We start from the raw sequence: 16,898 nt of genomic DNA, 5'->3' as shown, positions 1-16,898 counted from the left end.
CATAGGCGCGGAAGTCGCCGAAATACTTCGTGATCGCGGCCGTCAGCGTCGTCTTGCCGTGGTCAACGTGACCGATCGTGCCGATGTTGACGTGCGGCTTGTTGCGTTCAAACTTTGCCTTGCCCATTGGAGGCTCCTTCTAGACCGATGTGATGCGCAGCGCCTGCGCAAAGTGCTTTTTGAGGTGTGTAGGGTGGGCGATTCGCCCACCCCCGGATTAAGCGTATTTCGCCTGGATCTCTTCCGAGATGTTCGCCGGAACGGATTCGTAGTGATCGAACAGCATGGTGAACTGGGCCCGGCCCGACGACATCGACCGCAGCGTGTTGATGTAGCCGAACATGTTGGCCAGCGGCACGAAGGCGTTGATGACGATCGCGTTGCCGCGCGTATCCTGCCCCTGCACCATCCCCCGACGCGAGGTCAGGTCGCCGATGATGCCACCAGTGTATTCCTCGGGCGTGACGACCTCGACCTTCATGATTGGCTCAAGCAGCTTGGCGCCGGCCTTGCGCAGGCCTTCCCGCATGCCCATCCGTGCCGCGATCTCAAAGGCCAGGACGGAGGAGTCCACGTCGTGAAACTTGCCGTCGATCAGCGAGACCTTGAAGTCGATGACCGGGAAACCTGCCAGCGGACCGGAATCCATGACCGACTTGATCCCCTTCTCGACGCCCGGGATGTATTCCTTGGGCACCGACCCGCCGACGATCTTGGACTCGAAGGAATAGCCTTCGCCCGGCTCTGTCGGAGAGATCACCAGCTTCACCTCGGCGAACTGGCCCGAGCCACCCGACTGCTTCTTGTGGGTGTAGGTATGCTCGATCTCGCGACCGATGGTCTCGCGATAGGCCACCTGCGGCGCACCGATGTTCGCCTCGACCTTGAACTCGCGCTTCAGCCGGTCGACGAGAATGTCGAGGTGAAGTTCGCCCATGCCCTTCATGATGGTCTGACCGGATTCAATGTCAGTCTCCACCCGGAAGGATGGATCCTCGGCGGCCAGACGCTGCAGACCGGCAGACATCTTCTCCTGGTCGGCCTTGGTCTTGGGCTCGACCGCGATCTCGATGACCGGATCAGGGAAGGTCATCGTTTCCAGAACCACTTGGTTCTGGCTGTCGGACATGGTGTCGCCAGTGGTGGTGTCCTTCAGACCGGCAAGCGCGATGATATCACCCGAGAACGCTTCTTCGATCTCGGTGCGATTGATCGCATGCATCATCATCATCCGGCCGATGCGCTCTTTCTTGCCCTTCGTGGTGTTCAGGATGGAATCGCCCTTCTTGAGCTTGCCCGAATAGATCCTGGTGAAGGTCAGCGAACCGACGAACGGGTCGTTCATGATCTTGAACGCAAGGCCGGAAAACGGCTCGTCGTCATCGGCGTGACGCGCGATGTTGCGGGTCTCGGTCTCGTCATCGGGGCTGAAGCCCATGTAGGCGGGAACGTCCAGCGGACCCGGCAGATAGTCGATGACGGCGTTCAGCAGGGGCTGCACGCCCTTGTTCTTGAATGCGGACCCGGCCAACACGGGCACGAAAGCCATGGCCAGGGTGCCCTTGCGGATCATCTCGCGCAGCTTCGCCTCGGTCGGCATCTCGCCTTCGAGGTAGGCCTCCATCGCGTCGTCGTCCATCTCGACGGCGATCTCGATGAGGTTCGCGCGGTGCTCTTCGGCCTCGGCCTTCATCGAGTCGCGGATGTCCTGAACGACCCAGGAGGCGCCCAGATCCTCACCGATCCAGACCCATTCCTTCATCGTCACCAGGTCGATGATCCCCTCGAGCTGATCCTCGGCCCCGATGGGCAGCTGGATCGGCGCGGGGATCGCACCGGTGCGGTCCTTGATCATGCGAACACATTTGAAGAAGTCCGCACCGATCTTGTCCATCTTGTTGACGAACACGATCCGCGGAACCTTGTAGCGGTCGGCCTGGCGCCAGACGGTTTCGGTCTGGGGCTCCACGCCGGCATTGGCGTCCAGAACGGCGACAGCACCGTCGAGAACGGCAAGCGAGCGCTCGACCTCGATGGTGAAGTCCACGTGGCCGGGGGTGTCGATGATGTTGAAGCGGAACGACGCCTCCAGCGGGGTGTCACCGTAGAGGCCGGTCGTCGTCTTGCCGTCCTCGGTCCGGAACCACATGGTGGTGGTCGCAGCGGAGGTGATCGTGATCCCGCGCTCCTGCTCCTGCTCCATCCAGTCCATCGTGGCGGCGCCGTCGTGGACTTCGCCGATCTTGTGGGACTTGCCGGTGTAGAACAGGATGCGCTCGGTGCAGGTCGTCTTGCCCGCGTCGATATGCGCCATGATCCCGAAATTCCGGTAGCGTCCAAGAGAATATTCACGTGCCATGGGTTCGGTCCTTAGGCGAAAGTGGGTGCCGGCCGGGGCCGGCCGTATTTACCAGCGGTAGTGGCTGAACGCCTTGTTGGCATCGGCCATCTTGTGCGTGTCTTCGCGCTTCTTCACGGCGGTTCCCCGGCCGTTGACGGCGTCGACAAGCTCGCCCGCGAGGCGCTCTTCCATCGTGTGCTCGTTCCGCTTCTTGGCGGCGTCGATCAGCCAGCGGATGGCAAGCGCTTCGCGGCGCTCGGGGCGCACCTCGACCGGCACCTGGTAGGTGGCACCACCAACCCGACGGGAGCGAACCTCGACCGACGGCTTGATATTGTCGAGGCACTCGTGGAACACTTCGAGAGGGCTTTTCTTGAGCTTGCCCTCGACCCGGTCGAACGCGTTGTAGACGATGCGCTCGGCGACGGACTTCTTGCCGTCGACCATGAGGTTGTTCATGAACTTGGTCAGAACCCGATCGCCAAACTTGGCATCGGGGAGGATTTCGCGCTTTTCGGCGGCGTGACGACGGGACATCTGATCTCTTCCTCTTACTTCGGACGCTTCGCGCCGTACTTCGACCGGCGCTGCTTGCGGTCCTTCACGCCTTGCGTGTCGAGCACGCCGCGCAGGATGTGGTAGCGAACACCGGGAAGGTCTTTCACACGGCCGCCGCGGATGAGCACGACCGAGTGCTCCTGCAGGTTGTGGCTCTCACCGGGGATGTAGCTGATGACCTCGAAACCATTGGTCAGACGCACCTTGGCGACCTTCCGCATGGCCGAGTTCGGCTTCTTCGGCGTGGTCGTATAGACCCGGGTGCAGACGCCGCGTTTCTGCGGGCACTGTTCCAGGTGCATGGATTTGGAGCGTTTGACTTTCGGCTGCCGCGGCTTGCGGATCAGCTGCTGGATCGTTGGCATTGGGCGTTCTTCCCCGTTTCGTACACATGTGTGCGGACCCGAGGGGCCGCGGATTTCAACTCGCGCGCGTCACGCGTCCGCAAAGCGCAAAGACCCGCAGTCGGTCCCAGTGAACCGGTGCGGTGGGCTTCCAGAGGATCGGGGCCAAGGCCCGGATCATGACCACTTCAACTTTGATTTCGGGCTGACGAACGTGATGCCGTCTGCCTAGGTCCGCGCCTATTAGGGGGAATCAGGGGGGTTGTCAACAAGCCGTCAACGCCCTTTGCGCCAGGCCTTGATAGCTGTCTCCATGGCAGGCAGGTCGATGCCGAAGGCGGAGCCCAGCAGGCGGCGCAGCTCATGCGGCTCGGTCTGCCAGGAATCGATCTTGTCCCAGCGGCGGCTGATGGCGCTGGCGTTGTCCTCATGCGCCCCCCGCACGTACATCGGCGGAAACGGCAGGGTCAACAACGGCATCCCCTTCCACAGCTTCGTGTGCAGGGCATCCAGCAGGCTGAGCGGATCGTCCGGCTTGCGGTAATTCACCAGCCCCGGGGTCCAGTGCTGGGCCACCACGGGCCGCAGGTCGATCCCCTCTTCGGTCACCCGCAGCAGGGCGCCGCGGCAGAAATCCACGCTGACCCGGGGCCGCATCTCGAACAGGTGGCGGACGTGGCGAAAGACCATCCTTGTGCGCTCGACAAAGATGTCTGCGACCGCGTCGTCGTCATCCAGCCGGAACTCGGCCACGGCATGGGCCGCGGGGTCGCGGTGGGCTTGCATCGCGGCCCGGCAGGCGTCGCGGTGCACCTGGCCCTCCTCCAGGAACAACGGCTTGATCTGGGGCGTGTCGACCAGCAGGTCGAGCAACCGCTGGCGATGCTCGGCCGGCATCCGGTCGCCGGCCAGCACCACCACGGTGAAGTTGCGGTCGGTCTGCTGGCGCAGCGAGGGCAGCGCCACATGTTCGAACCACAGAAACCGCAGCGCCATGCGCCGCGGCTCGTAGAGCCGGGCGCGGACGTCCTCCATGGATCGCGTCTGGTCGTCAAACCCGCCCGGCGCCGAGGGGTAGGAAAACCGGCAAAGGCCGAGCACCTGTATCTTTTCCATGACGCCTGTTCCGCCTTTGCCGACCGACCGTGACCCTAGGCGAGCGGCCCTCTCACCTCAACCCGCCGCGCGGCGGCGCAGGTCGTCCCAGGCGGCGCAGGTCGTCCCAGGCGGCGCGAAAGGCGGGCAGGTCGATGCCGAACCGTTTGTCGAGGATGCCGCGCAATGTGGCGGGCGGGATCTTCAGCGTGATCCCCTCGCGCCGGTTGATGGGGCTGTCGTTGGTGGCATGGCTGCCGCGCACGAACATCGCGGTCTCGGGCCGGGTCACGGTGGGCATGCGCCACCAGACCCGGTGATGGGGATAGTCCATCAGGCTCTGCTCATGGGCGGACGGATAGCAAAGGCACAGCCCCGCCGCCCAGTAGCGGGCCACCAGGGGCAGCAGTTCGACCCCCTCGGGGCCGGTCTCGACCAGAACCCCGCGCTGGTAGTCGAGCGCGCCGCTGCCGGTCTGTTCGGCCATCGGGCGCAGGATCTCGAAATCCTCCCGGGCCCGCGCGATGAAATCGACGGCCACGGCGTCGTCATCGTCAAGCCGGAACTCGGCGACCCAGTCGGCCGCCGGGTCCCGGGCCGCCATCAACGCATCGCGGCAAACGCCCCGGTGATGCAGCGGTGCGCGAAAGACCGGCACGATCTGCGGGATGTCCCGGATCAGCTCTGCCATACGGCCGCGCCAGGGGTCGGGGAAATCCTCCCCCAACAGCAGCAGCAGCTTGAAATCCTTGTCGGTCTGGCCGCGGATTCCGGGCAGCAGGATATGTTCGAACCACATCATCCGCAGGTCCAGCCGGTCGGGGGCGTAAAGCGCGGCCCTGCGCGCGGAAAGGTCGGCGTGCCTGGTCTGGAAATCCTGCAGGGCCGGATAGGAAAAGCGGCAAAGGCCAAGAAATTGCACCATGGCGCGACGCTAGGCCGTCGCTGGGCGGCGCTCAAGCCTCATCGCGGCGGCACCGGCTTGCGCGGGATCGCGAGGCGGCGCTCGCGCCAGAACGAGAACAGGCCCGAGGCCACGACGATTCCGCTGCCGATCCAGGTCAGAGGGTCCGGGAAATCGCCGAAGACCAGAAGGCCGAGGATGATCGCCACCACCAACCCGGCATAGCGGAAGGGGGCCACGAAGGCGATGTCGCCGACCCGCATGGACATGATGACCGACAGATAGGCGCCGATCACCAGGCAGCCTGCCGCCACGATGGTCAGCATCTCGTTCGTCGTCGGGGTGCCCCAGTCCTGCGTCAGGCCCAACACCAGGCCCATAAGCATCACCGCCACCGAGGTGAAGAACGTCACCGTCAGCGACGGGACCGCCTGCGACAGCCGCCGCGTGGCCATGTCGCGCACGGCCGAACACAGCACCGTGGCGACGCCGTACATGGAATAGAGCGAGAAATCCTCGGCCCCGGGCCTCACGATCAGCAGCACGCCGACGAAGCCCGCAAGGATCGCCGTCAACCGTCGCCAGCCGACGGGATCGCCGAAAACCACGGCGCATCCCAGTGTCACGACCAGGGGCAAGGCCTGCAATATCGCGCTGAGGTTGGCGATCGGCATGTGATAGAGCGCCGAGAGAAAGAACCAGGCGGCCCCCGCCTCGCCCAGGCAGCGCAGGGCGATCAGCCCCCTGTCACGGCGCGGGATCGCAAGCTTCAGGACCCCCATTCGCCAGGCCGCGACCCCCAGCAGAACGGACGTGAGCACGCCGCGCAGAAAGATCACCTGCATGATCGGCAGATCTCCCGACAGCCCCTTGAGCAAGACGTCGTTCACCGTGAAGGCGGTCATCGCCACCATCATCAGCACCGCGCCGCGCATGTTGTCAGAGAGTGCCATGGCCTCCGGTAGCAGGCCCCGTCGGGGGCCGCCAGAGCCCGCGTGCCCCGCCCTGCGCGGACAGCTCGCGGTGCGCGTCAGCCACGGTGGATCTCGAAGCCGCTCAGCCCTTGCGGCTCTGCCGGGGTCGCTGCGACCTCGCGGACCTGCGCAAATGCCGGGCCCGTCCGCAGACGCGAGAGCAGTTGGTCCACGGCGTCCTCCGGCCCCTCGACATGGGCCCGCACGCTGCCGTCTTCGGCGTTGCGGACCCACCCCGCGAGGCCGAGACCCCGAGCCTCCTGTCGCGTCCAGGCGCGATACGAGACCCCCTGCACCCGGCCCGTCACCCTGATGCCGACCGCCTTCATCCCGACCCTTCCGTTCCTCTGGCCATGACACAGGAGTCCCCCGTCCGGGCCGGTCGCGCAAGGGGGCGGCGCCAATAAAGAAGGCCCCGCCAGAGACTGGTGGGGCCTTCCGGGATCATCTGCGTCGTCGAGGCGCCGCGATCACTCGCGGCTCTCGGGCGTGTTCACCATGAAGACGTCATGCTCGTCGCCACCGACGACATCTTCCTCGACCGGTGCGGCCAGGGCGGCGGCCTGCTCGGCCTCGGCCTGACGCGCCTCGATGACCTTGTTGTCACGATCGGAGGCAACCTTTCGGATGCGGGTCGTGGCGCCCCCGGTGCCGGCCGGGATAAGCCGCCCGACGATGACGTTCTCCTTGAGGCCGACCAGCTTGTCCCGCTTGCCCTGCACCGATGCCTCTGTGAGCACGCGCGTGGTTTCCTGGAACGACGCCGCCGAGATGAACGACCGGGTCTGCAGCGAGGCCTTGGTGATCCCGAGCAGGATCGGCTCGCCAGTTGCCGGACGACCGCCCTTGGACGCGGCCTTCTCGTTGGCCTCGTCGAACTCGACCTTGTCCACGGTTTCGCCCTTGAGCAGGGTGGTTTCCCCGGAATCCTGGATCTCCCACTTCTGCAGCATCTGCCGGACGATGACCTCGATGTGCTTGTCGTTGATCTTCACGCCCTGCAGCCGGTAGACATCCTGCACCTCGTCGACCATGTAGTTGGCCAACGCCTCGACACCCATGATCGACAGAATGTCGTGGGGCGCCGGGTTCCCGTCCATGATGTAATCGCCCTTCTGGACGAAATCGCCTTCCTGGACCGGGATGTGCTTGCCCTTGGGCACCATGTACTCGACCTTGGACAGCGTCTCGTCGGCGGGTTCGATCGCGATCCGACGCTTGTTCTTGTAGTCCTTGCCGAAGCGCACGTAGCCGTCGATCTCGGCGATGATCGCGTTGTCCTTGGGGCGGCGTGCCTCGAAGAGTTCGGCCACACGCGGCAGACCACCGGTGATGTCCTTGGTCTTGGCGCCTTCACGCGGGATACGCGCGACGACGTCGCCCGGCTCCAGCTTCTGGCCATCCTCGACCGACAGGACCGCATCCACGGACATCGGGTAGGTGATCGGGTTGCCAAGCTCGTTGCGAACCGGCTCGCCGTCCTCGCCCAGCAGGATGATCTCCGGCTTGAGCTCGTTGCCCTTGGGCGCAGAGCGCCAGTCGGACACGATACGCTGGGTCATGCCCGTCGCATCGTCCGTATCCTCGCGCACCGAGATGCCCGGGATCAGGTCGACCGACTTCGCGATGCCCGTCTTCTCGGCGATGATCGGCAGGGTGTAGGGATCCCATTCGAACATCTTGTCGCCGCGGGTGATCGGAGCGCCGTCCTTGGCGAACACCTTTGTGCCGTAACCGATCTTGTGGCTGGCCCGTTCGGCACCGGTTTCCGGATCCATGATCGCGAAGACCATGTTCCGGCCGATGACGATCTGCTCGCCAAGGGCGTTCTCGATGATCAGGGCGTTGCGGAACTCCACCTTGCCGTCCTGGGACGCTTCTAGGAACGATTGCTGGCCACCCTGTGCCACGCCGCCGATGTGGAAGGTCCGCATCGTCAGCTGGGTGCCGGGTTCACCGATGGACTGCGCGGCGATGATGCCGACAGCCTCGCCGATGTTGACCATGGTGCCGCGGGCAAGGTCGCGCCCGTAGCACATGGCGCAGACGCCGTCCTCGGCCTCGCAGGTCAGCGGCGAACGGATGCGCACCGTCTGCAGCTTGGCCGCCTCGATCGCATCAGCGCGGCGTTCGTCGATCAGCTCGCCGCGACGGACGAGAACCTCGTCCGAGCCCGGGATGATGACATCGTCGGCCGCCACACGGCCAAGCACACGCTCGCCGATGGAGGCCACGACCTCGCCGTCGTTGATCGCCGGCTCCGCCGTGATCCCCTGTTCGGTGCCGCAATCGGCCTGGCGCACGATGCAATCCTGCGCCACGTCGACCAGACGCCGGGTGAGGTAGCCGGAGTTGGCGGTCTTGAGCGCCGTGTCCGACAGACCCTTCCGCGCCCCGTGGGTGGAGTTGAAGTACTCCAGCACGGTCAGGCCCTCCTTGAAGTTCGAGATGATCGGCGTCTCGATGATCTCGTCCGAAGGCTTGGCCATCAGGCCGCGCATCCCGCCCAGCTGCTTCATCTGCGTGACGGAACCACGGGCACCGGAGTGCGCCATCATGTAGACCGAGTTGGGCTCTTCTTCGGCGCCCTCGTCGCTCACATGCTTGGCCGAGATCGTCGACATCATGGCCTCGGTGACCTTGTCGTTGCACTTCGACCAGGCATCGACCACCTTGTTGTACTTCTCGCCCTGGGTGGTCAGGCCGTCCATGTACTGCTGCTCGAAATCCTTGACCTGGTCGCGGGTCTCGTCGACCAGCGTCCACTTGTTGTCGGGCACCACCATGTCGGCCTTGCCGAACGAGATGCCGGCCCGGAAGGCCTCGCGGAAGCCGAGCGTCATGATCTGGTCACAGAAAATCACCGATTCCTTCTGGCCGCAGTAGCGGTAGACGCTGTCGATGACCCGCTGCACGTCCTTCTTGCGCAGCAACGTGTTGACCAGGTCGAACGGCGCCTTGGCGTTGAGCGGCAACAGCGCACCCAGACGGGCCCGGCCGGGCGTCGTCTCGAAGCGTTTGACGACCTCCTGGCCCTCGCTGTCGATCTGCTTCACGCGGCATTCGATCTTGGCGTGCATGTGCACTTCGCCGGCGGTCAGCGCATGCTCGACTTCCTCGACGGAGCCAAACTTCATGCCCTCGCCCTTCATGCCGTCGCGCATGATGGTGACGTAATAGAGGCCAAGGATCATGTCCTGCGACGGCACTATGATCGGTGCACCGTTCGCGGGGCTGAGAACGTTGTTGGTCGACATCATCAGGACGCGCGCCTCGAGCTGGGCTTCCAGCGAAAGGGGGACGTGCACGGCCATCTGGTCGCCGTCGAAGTCGGCGTTGAAAGCCGAGCAGACCAGCGGGTGCAGCTGGATCGCCTTGCCTTCGATCAGGATCGGCTCGAACGCCTGGATGCCGAGACGGTGCAGCGTGGGCGCACGGTTCAGAAGAACCGGGTGCTCACGGATGACCTCGTCGAGGATGTCCCAAACCTCGGGGCGTTCCTTCTCGACCAGCTTTTTCGCCTGCTTGACGGTGGAGCTGAGCCCCTTCGCCTCGAGCCGCGAATAGATGAACGGCTTGAAGAGCTCGAGCGCCATCTTCTTGGGCAAACCGCACTGGTGCAGCTTCAGTTCCGGGCCTGTCACGATGACCGAGCGGCCGGAGAAGTCGACCCGCTTGCCCAGAAGGTTCTGGCGGAAGCGGCCCTGCTTGCCCTTGAGCATGTCGCTGAGCGATTTCAGCGGCCGCTTGTTGGCCCCGGTGATGACCCGGCCACGACGGCCGTTGTCAAAGAGTGCGTCGACGGATTCCTGCAGCATCCGCTTTTCGTTGCGGACGATGATGTCGGGCGCGCGCAGCTCGATCAGCCGCTTGAGGCGGTTGTTCCGGTTGATCACCCGGCGGTAGAGGTCGTTGAGGTCGGACGTGGCGAACCGGCCGCCGTCCAGCGGGACCAGCGGACGCAGCTCCGGCGGGATGACCGGCACGACGGTCAGGATCATCCACTCCGGACGGTTGCCGGATTCGATGAAGCTTTCGACGATCTTCAGACGCTTGATGATCTTCTTGGGCTTCAGCTCGCCGGTGGCCTCCTTCAGCTCCTCGCGCAGCTGCTCGGCGGTCGCGTCGAGATCGATGAGCGAGAGCATCTCGCGGATCGCCTCGGCGCCGATGTTCGCCGTGAAGGCGTCCATGCCGAAAGTGTCCTGGGCGTCGAGGAACTGTTCCTCGGTCATCAGCTCGCCATAGGACAGGTCGGTCAGGCCGGGCTCGATCACGACGTAGTTCTCGAAGTAGAGAATCCGCTCCAGGTCGCGCAGGGTCATGTCGAGCATGAGGCCGATGCGCGAGGGCAGCGACTTCAGGAACCAGATATGAGCGACAGGGGCCGCCAGTTCGATATGGCCCATACGCTCGCGTCGGACCTTCTGCAGCGTGACTTCCACGCCGCATTTCTCGCAGACGACACCGCGGTATTTCATGCGCTTGTACTTGCCACAGAGGCACTCGTAATCCTTGATCGGGCCGAAGATACGCGCACAAAAAAGGCCGTCACGCTCGGGCTTGAACGTGCGGTAGTTGATCGTCTCGGGCTTCTTGATCTCGCCGAAGGACCAGCTGAGGATCCGCTCGGGAGACGCCAGCGAGACCTTGATCTCGTCAAAGGTCTTGGCGGGCGTCAGCGGGTTGAACGGGTTGTTGGTCAGTTCCTGGTTCATTGGGTCACCTTTCTAGGTATGCGTCGGAGATTGGGCGGAGCCAGAAAATTCGCGAATTTTCTGTCCGAATATTCGCGAATATTCGGGTGCCCTACTCGTCCTCCTCCGCGTCCAGGAGTTCCATGTTGAGGCCCAGACCCCGGACCTCCTTGACGAGAACGTTGAACGATTCCGGAATACCGGCCTCGAAATTGTCCTCGCCCTTGACGATGCTCTCGTAGACCTTGGTCCGGCCCGCCACGTCGTCGGACTTCACCGTCAGCATCTCCTGGAGGGTGTAGGCCGCGCCGTAGGCTTCAAGCGCCCAGACCTCCATCTCGCCGAAGCGCTGACCGCCGAACTGGGCCTTGCCACCGAGGGGCTGCTGCGTGACGAGGCTGTAGGGCCCGGTCGACCGCGCGTGGATCTTGTCGTCCACCAGGTGGTGCAGCTTGAGCAGATACTTCACCCCGACCGTCACCGGCCGCGAGAATTGCTCGCCCGAGCGTCCGTCGAACAGGATCGACTGGCCGGTCTCGTCAAAGCCGGCCCGGCGCAGGGAATCGTCCACGTCGGCCTCCTTGGCGCCGTCGAAGACGGGCGTCGCGATCGGCACGCCGCGGGTCACGTTGCCTGCCGCTTCGACCATGGTCTCTTCGTCCATGCCGTCGATGCCCTCGTCATAGACATCGTCGCCGTAGGCGAGGCGCATCGCTTCGCGCACCGGGGTCATGTCGCCGGACCGGCGGTATTCTCCCAGAGCTTCGTCGATCTGCACGCCCAGGCCGCGGGCAGCCCAGCCCATGTGCGTCTCGAGGATCTGGCCGACGTTCATCCGCGACGGCACGCCGAGCGGGTTGAGAACGAAGTCCACATGTGTGCCATCGGCCAGGAACGGCATGTCCTCGACCGGCACCACCTTCGAAATGACACCCTTGTTGCCGTGACGACCGGCCATCTTGTCGCCGGGCTGAAGCTTGCGCTTCACCGCCACGAACACCTTGACCATCTTCATCACGCCCGGAGGCAGGTCATCGCCGCGGCGCACCTTTTCGACCTTGTCCTCGAACCGCGCGTCGAGCTGGCGCTTCTGCGCCTCGTATTGCTCGTTGAGCGCCTCCACGAACTGCGCGTCGGCTTCTTCCTTGAGCGCGATCTGCCACCACTGGCTGCGGGGGAACATGCCCAGCAGTTCGTCGTCGACGATCGAGCCGGCCTTGATGCCCTTCGGCCCCTTGGCGACGGTCTTGCCCTCGATCACGCTGCGCAGACGGGCGTAGATGTTGCGATCGAGGATCGCCATCTCGTCGTCGCGGTCACGGCTCAGACGCTCGACCTCTTCACGCTCGATCTGAAGCGCCCGCTCGTCCTTTTCCACACCGTGGCGGTTGAAGACCCGCACCTCGACGATCGTGCCGAAATCCCCCGGCGGCAGGCGCAGGGAGGTGTCGCGCACGTCGGACGCCTTCTCGCCGAAGATCGCGCGGAGAAGCTTTTCCTCCGGCGTCATCGGGCTTTCGCCCTTGGGGGTGATCTTGCCCACCAGGATGTCACCGGGCCCCACTTCGGCACCGATGTAGACGATCCCTGCCTCGTCGAGGTTGCGCAGGGCTTCCTCGCCGACGTTGGGAATGTCGCGGGTGATCTCTTCGGGGCCGAGCTTGGTGTCGCGGGCGGCCACTTCGAACTCGTCGATATGGATCGATGTGAACACGTCGTCCTTCACGATCCGCTCTGAGATGAGGATCGAGTCCTCGTAGTTGTAGCCGTTCCACGGCATGAAGGCGACAATCACGTTCTTGCCGAGCGCCAATTCGCCGATATCGGTGGAGGGACCGTCGCCGATCACCTCGCCCTTCTGCACTTCCTGGCCCACCTTCACCAGCGGACGCTGGTTGATGCAGGTGTTCTGGTTGGACCGCTGGAACTTGCGCATCCGGTAGATGTCGACGCCCGGATCGCCCGGCTCCAGATCAGAGGTGGCCCGGATCACCATCCGCGCCGCGTCGACCTGGTCCACGATGCCCGCACGACGGGCCACGATTGCGGCGCCGCTGTCCAGCGCCACCTTTCCCTCGATCCCGGTGCCGACGAACGGCGCCTCGGCCCGCAGAAGCGGGACCGCCTGGCGCTGCATGTTCGACCCCATCAGGGCGCGGTTCGCGTCGTCGTTCTCTAGGAACGGGATCAGCGACGCCGCGACGGACACCAGCTGCTTGGGCGACACGTCGATCAGGTCCACGTTCTCGCGCGGGGCGAGCGTGTATTCCCCGGACTGACGGGTCGACACCAGATCGTTCATGAAATGCCCGGCATCGTCGAGCGTCGCGTTGGCCTGGGCCACCGTGTGCCGCATCTCTTCGGTCGCGGACATGTAATGGACTTCGTCCGTCACATGCGCGTCCTTGACCACCCGGTAGGGGGTTTCGATGAAGCCGTACTTGTTCACCCGCGCGAAGGTGGCGAGCGAGTTGATGAGACCGATGTTCGGGCCTTCCGGCGTCTCGATCGGGCACATCCGGCCATAGTGCGTCGGGTGCACGTCGCGCACTTCGAAACCTGCACGCTCGCGGGTCAGACCGCCCGGGCCAAGCGCCGAGAGGCGGCGTTTGTGCGTGACCTCGGACAGCGGGTTGGTCTGGTCCATGAACTGCGACAGCTGCGAGGAACCGAAGAACTCGCGCACCGCGGCGGCGGCGGGTTTGGCGTTGATCAGGTCCTGCGGCATCACGGTGTCGATCTCGACCGACGACATGCGCTCCTTGATCGCACGCTCCATCCGCAGCAGACCGACGCGATACTGGTTCTCCATCAGCTCGCCCACTGACCGGACCCGGCGGTTGCCGAGGTGGTCGATGTCGTCGATTTCGCCCTTGCCGTCGCGCAATTCGACCAGGGCCTTGATGCAGGACACGATGTCCTCGCGGCGCAGGGTCCTCTGGGTGTCGGCGGCATCGAGCGCAAGACGCATGTTCATCTTCACCCGGCCGACAGCCGACAGATCATAGCGCTCGCTGTCGAAGAACAGCGAGTCGAACAGGGTCGAGGCGGCATCGACGGTCGGCGGCTCACCCGGGCGCATGACGCGGTAAATGTCCATGAGCGCGGTTTCCCGGTTCATGTTCTTGTCCTGCGCCATGGTGTTGCGCATGTAGGGGCCGACATTGATGTTGTCGATGTCGAGAACGGGGATGTTCAGCTCGCCCGCGTCGATCAGCTCCTTGACGGTGCCGCCGATGATCTCGCCTTCCTTGTCGCGGTCGATCGTCAGCTCGTCCCCGGCCTCGACATAGATCGCGCCGGTTTCCTCGTTGATGATGTCCTCGGCGACGAACTTGCCCGCGATGTGGGAATGCGGAACCAGAAGCTCGGTGACGTTGCCTTCGTCGATCAGCTTCTTGACCTGGCGCGGGGTGACCTTTTCGCCTGCCTTGGCAAAGACTTCGCCGGTCGCGGCGTCGACAAGATCGAACGCCGGGCGGGTGCCGCGCACGCGCTCGGGGAAGAACTTGGTGACCCAGCCCTTGTTCTTGTCGAATTTGTAATCAACGGTCGAATAGTAATGCCGCATGATCGCTTCCTGGTCGAGACCAAGCGCATAGAGCAGCGTCGTCACGTGCAGTTTCCGGCGACGGTCGATCCGGCAGAACACGAGGTCCTTGGCGTCAAATTCGAAGTCGAGCCAGGACCCACGATATGGAATGATCCGGCAGGCAAAGAGCAGCTTGCCCGAGGAATGGGTCTTGCCCTTGTCGTGGTCGAAGAACACGCCGGGCGAGCGGTGCATCTGGCTGACGATCACGCGCTCGGTGCCGTTCACGACGAAGGTGCCGTTCGGGGTCATCAGGGGCATGTCGCCCATGAAGACTTCCTGCTCCTTGATGTCCTTGACCGATTTCGAGCCGGTATCCTCGTCCATGTCGAACACGATGAGGCGCAGCGTCACCTTGAGCGGGGCGCTGTAGGTCATGTCGCGCTGCTGACATTCCTCGACATCGTATTTCGGGCGCTCCAGCTCGTATTTCACGAACTCGAGCACGGCCGTCTCGTTGAAATCCTTGATCGGGAAGACCGACTGGAAGACACCTTTGATACCGTTGTCATCCATCGGCTCGGGCCCGTCGCCCGAATTCAGGAAGAGGTCGTAAGAGCTTTTCTGAACCTCGATGAGGTTCGGCATTTCCAGCACTTCGCGGATCTTGCCGTAGTACTTGCGCAAGCGTTTCTGGCCAAGGAAGGATTGAGCCATGTGGTGCGTCACCTTTCAATCTCTGCGAGGACCGCGCGCCGCTGGGCTACGGCGGGGCCTCCGTCGAGAGGGGTCGTCACGAGGTCCATACCAGGCCGCCGTCCCACCGGCAGCCGCCCGACTCATCGCGACCTGCCCGAGAAACGGCATCCGCGGATGCCGTCTCTGAGACAGGTGAAGCTGGGACCGGTTTCAACCGGTCCCAGCCATATCTGGTAGGGGATGTCAGAAGTCTTCGAAAATCTGCCCAGAGCGGCCCATATGGGGGCGCCTGGTCCCCTTGTGAAGGCCTTAGGCCAGCTCGACCTCGGCGCCGGCTGCTTCCAGCTTGGCTTTGACTTCCTCGGCTTCCGCCTTGGAGACGCCTTCCTTGATCTTGCCGCCGGCTTCGACGAGGTCCTTGGCTTCTTTCAGGCCAAGACCGGTCAGACCGCGGACTTCCTTGATCACGTTGATCTTCTGAGCGCCGGCGTTCTTGAGAACGACGTCGAACTCGGTCTTTTCCTCTTCGGCAGCGGCGGGGTCGCCGGCCGGGCCGGCCATCATCACGGCGCCGCCGGCGGCGGGCTCGATGCCGTATTCGTCCTTGAGGATGGTTTTCAGTTCCTGGGCCTCGAGAAGGGTGAGGTTCACGATCTCTTCGGCGAGTTTCTTCAGATCAGCCATTTCGTGCTTTCCGTTCGATTGATGTGTTTTCCAACGTTCGCGGGACTGTCCCCACGAGGGATTTGGGATGCCTTATGCCGCTTCGGCCTTCTCTTCGATGGTCGAGAGAATGCTTGCGATGTTCGAAGCAGGCGCGCCAATAGCCCCGGCGATGTTGCTGGCGGGGGCCCCGATGCAGCCGGCGATGCTCGCGATGAGCTCTTCGCGCGACGGCAATTCAGAGACCGCCTTGACACCGGCGGGATCGAGAGCCGTCTCTCCCATCGCACCACCAAGGATCACGAGCTTGCCGTTATCCTTGGAGTACTTCTGAACAACCTTGGCCGCGGCCACGGGATCTTCAGAATATGAAAGAACGGTCATGCCCGTCAGAAACTCGGCGATGCTTTCGCAGGGCTTGTCCTTCAGGGCGATCCTGGCGAGCTTGTTCTTGGCAACGCGCACGGACCCGCCAGCTTCGCGCATACGCGCACGCAGGTCCTGCATTTCGGCAACCGTGATACCCTCGTAGTGGGCAACCACCACGACGCCAGAGCTTTCGAAGATCTGGCCGAGTTCCTCGACCAACTTTTCTTTCTGGGCTCTATCCACAGTCTACTCCAAGTTTGGAGGGCTTGACCCTCCGGCTCAGTTCAGCCGGAACACGAGGTCCCGACAGTCGGGTCCTTACGGGTCCGTCCAAGGTCGCCCCGGGGCCGCTACGCGGAAAACCCGAAGAAATCTGGTCCTTACCCGTCTCAGGCAGGAATTATGACCGCACTATCGGCAAGCCACCCACCGTCTCGGACGAATCACAGACAGCGCCCGGTTTGGGTCAACTCTCTGCAAGTGGCCTCTTTACAGCGGGTCAGGCGGCTTGCCAACCCATGGCAGTGAAATTTTTCTTGACAAAACGCCCTCCCGACGGGGTGCAGGCGGGGGCAAACGCAAAAGGGCGTCCCTTTGGGCCAGTCCCTGACCGTAAATGTTGAGAAAATACTTCAGTTGGCCGCATTGCGGCCAACTTTCTCTTCGACACCACGCTTGACGGTCATCCGAATGGAGAAAAAAGGTGTCGAGCGTCCCGAAGA

12 protein-coding genes are annotated in these 16,898 nt (G+C 63.7%); all 12 read right to left on the bottom strand.

The window, feature by feature from the left end; all coding sequences use genetic code 11:
- A partial coding sequence (locus tag ROA7023_RS21750) for a GTP-binding protein (RefSeq protein ID WP_234992111.1) occupies positions 1–127 on the bottom strand: 127 nt, incomplete at its 3' end.
- Positions 128–217: 90 nt separating this feature from the next.
- Positions 218–2,359 (bottom strand): elongation factor G, encoded by a 2,142-nt coding sequence (gene fusA, locus ROA7023_RS21745; RefSeq protein ID WP_085881081.1) that lies wholly within the window; start codon positions 2,357–2,359, stop codon positions 218–220.
- A 48-nt stretch (positions 2,360–2,407) separates the two neighbouring features.
- Positions 2,408–2,878, bottom strand: a complete 471-nt coding sequence (rpsG, locus tag ROA7023_RS21740; protein WP_085881080.1) for a 30S ribosomal protein S7 — start codon at positions 2,876–2,878, stop codon at positions 2,408–2,410.
- A 14-nt stretch (positions 2,879–2,892) separates the two neighbouring features.
- On the bottom strand, positions 2,893–3,264 hold the full coding sequence (rpsL, locus tag ROA7023_RS21735; protein WP_005621086.1) for a 30S ribosomal protein S12: 372 nt from the start codon (positions 3,262–3,264) through the stop codon (positions 2,893–2,895).
- A gap of 255 nt (positions 3,265–3,519) precedes the next feature.
- Entirely contained in the window at positions 3,520–4,359 is an 840-nt protein-coding gene (locus ROA7023_RS21730; RefSeq protein ID WP_085881079.1) for a glycosyltransferase, read from the bottom strand.
- Between the two features lie 52 nt (positions 4,360–4,411).
- The gene (locus ROA7023_RS21725) at positions 4,412–5,263 is read right to left on the bottom strand and encodes a glycosyltransferase (RefSeq protein WP_085881078.1); all 852 of its coding nucleotides are present in this window, start codon (positions 5,261–5,263) and stop codon (positions 4,412–4,414) included.
- Positions 5,264–5,301: 38 nt separating this feature from the next.
- A complete protein-coding gene (locus ROA7023_RS21720; RefSeq protein WP_085881077.1) occupies positions 5,302–6,195 on the bottom strand; it encodes a DMT family transporter in 894 nt (297 codons plus the stop codon).
- Between the two features lie 77 nt (positions 6,196–6,272).
- Positions 6,273–6,545, bottom strand: a complete 273-nt coding sequence (locus ROA7023_RS21715) for an acylphosphatase (protein ID WP_085881076.1) — start codon at positions 6,543–6,545, stop codon at positions 6,273–6,275.
- Between the two features lie 141 nt (positions 6,546–6,686).
- Positions 6,687–10,934, bottom strand: a complete 4,248-nt coding sequence (gene rpoC, locus ROA7023_RS21710; protein ID WP_085881075.1) for a DNA-directed RNA polymerase subunit beta' — start codon at positions 10,932–10,934, stop codon at positions 6,687–6,689.
- A 91-nt stretch (positions 10,935–11,025) separates the two neighbouring features.
- On the bottom strand, positions 11,026–15,162 hold the full coding sequence (rpoB, locus tag ROA7023_RS21705; RefSeq protein ID WP_085881074.1) for a DNA-directed RNA polymerase subunit beta: 4,137 nt from the start codon (positions 15,160–15,162) through the stop codon (positions 11,026–11,028).
- A 291-nt stretch (positions 15,163–15,453) separates the two neighbouring features.
- The gene (gene rplL / locus ROA7023_RS21700; RefSeq protein WP_085881073.1) at positions 15,454–15,828 is read right to left on the bottom strand and encodes a 50S ribosomal protein L7/L12; all 375 of its coding nucleotides are present in this window, start codon (positions 15,826–15,828) and stop codon (positions 15,454–15,456) included.
- A 72-nt stretch (positions 15,829–15,900) separates the two neighbouring features.
- Positions 15,901–16,419 (bottom strand): 50S ribosomal protein L10, encoded by a 519-nt coding sequence (gene rplJ, locus ROA7023_RS21695; RefSeq protein WP_085881072.1) that lies wholly within the window; start codon positions 16,417–16,419, stop codon positions 15,901–15,903.
- Between the last annotated feature and the right edge of the window lie 479 nt (positions 16,420–16,898).

The organism is Roseisalinus antarcticus, assembly GCF_900172355.1.
In the GTDB taxonomy this organism is placed as follows: domain Bacteria; phylum Pseudomonadota; class Alphaproteobacteria; order Rhodobacterales; family Rhodobacteraceae; genus Oceanicola; species Oceanicola antarcticus_A.
Note: the sequence above shows the minus strand (reverse complement) of the source record. Positions and strands in the feature narration are given on the sequence as shown.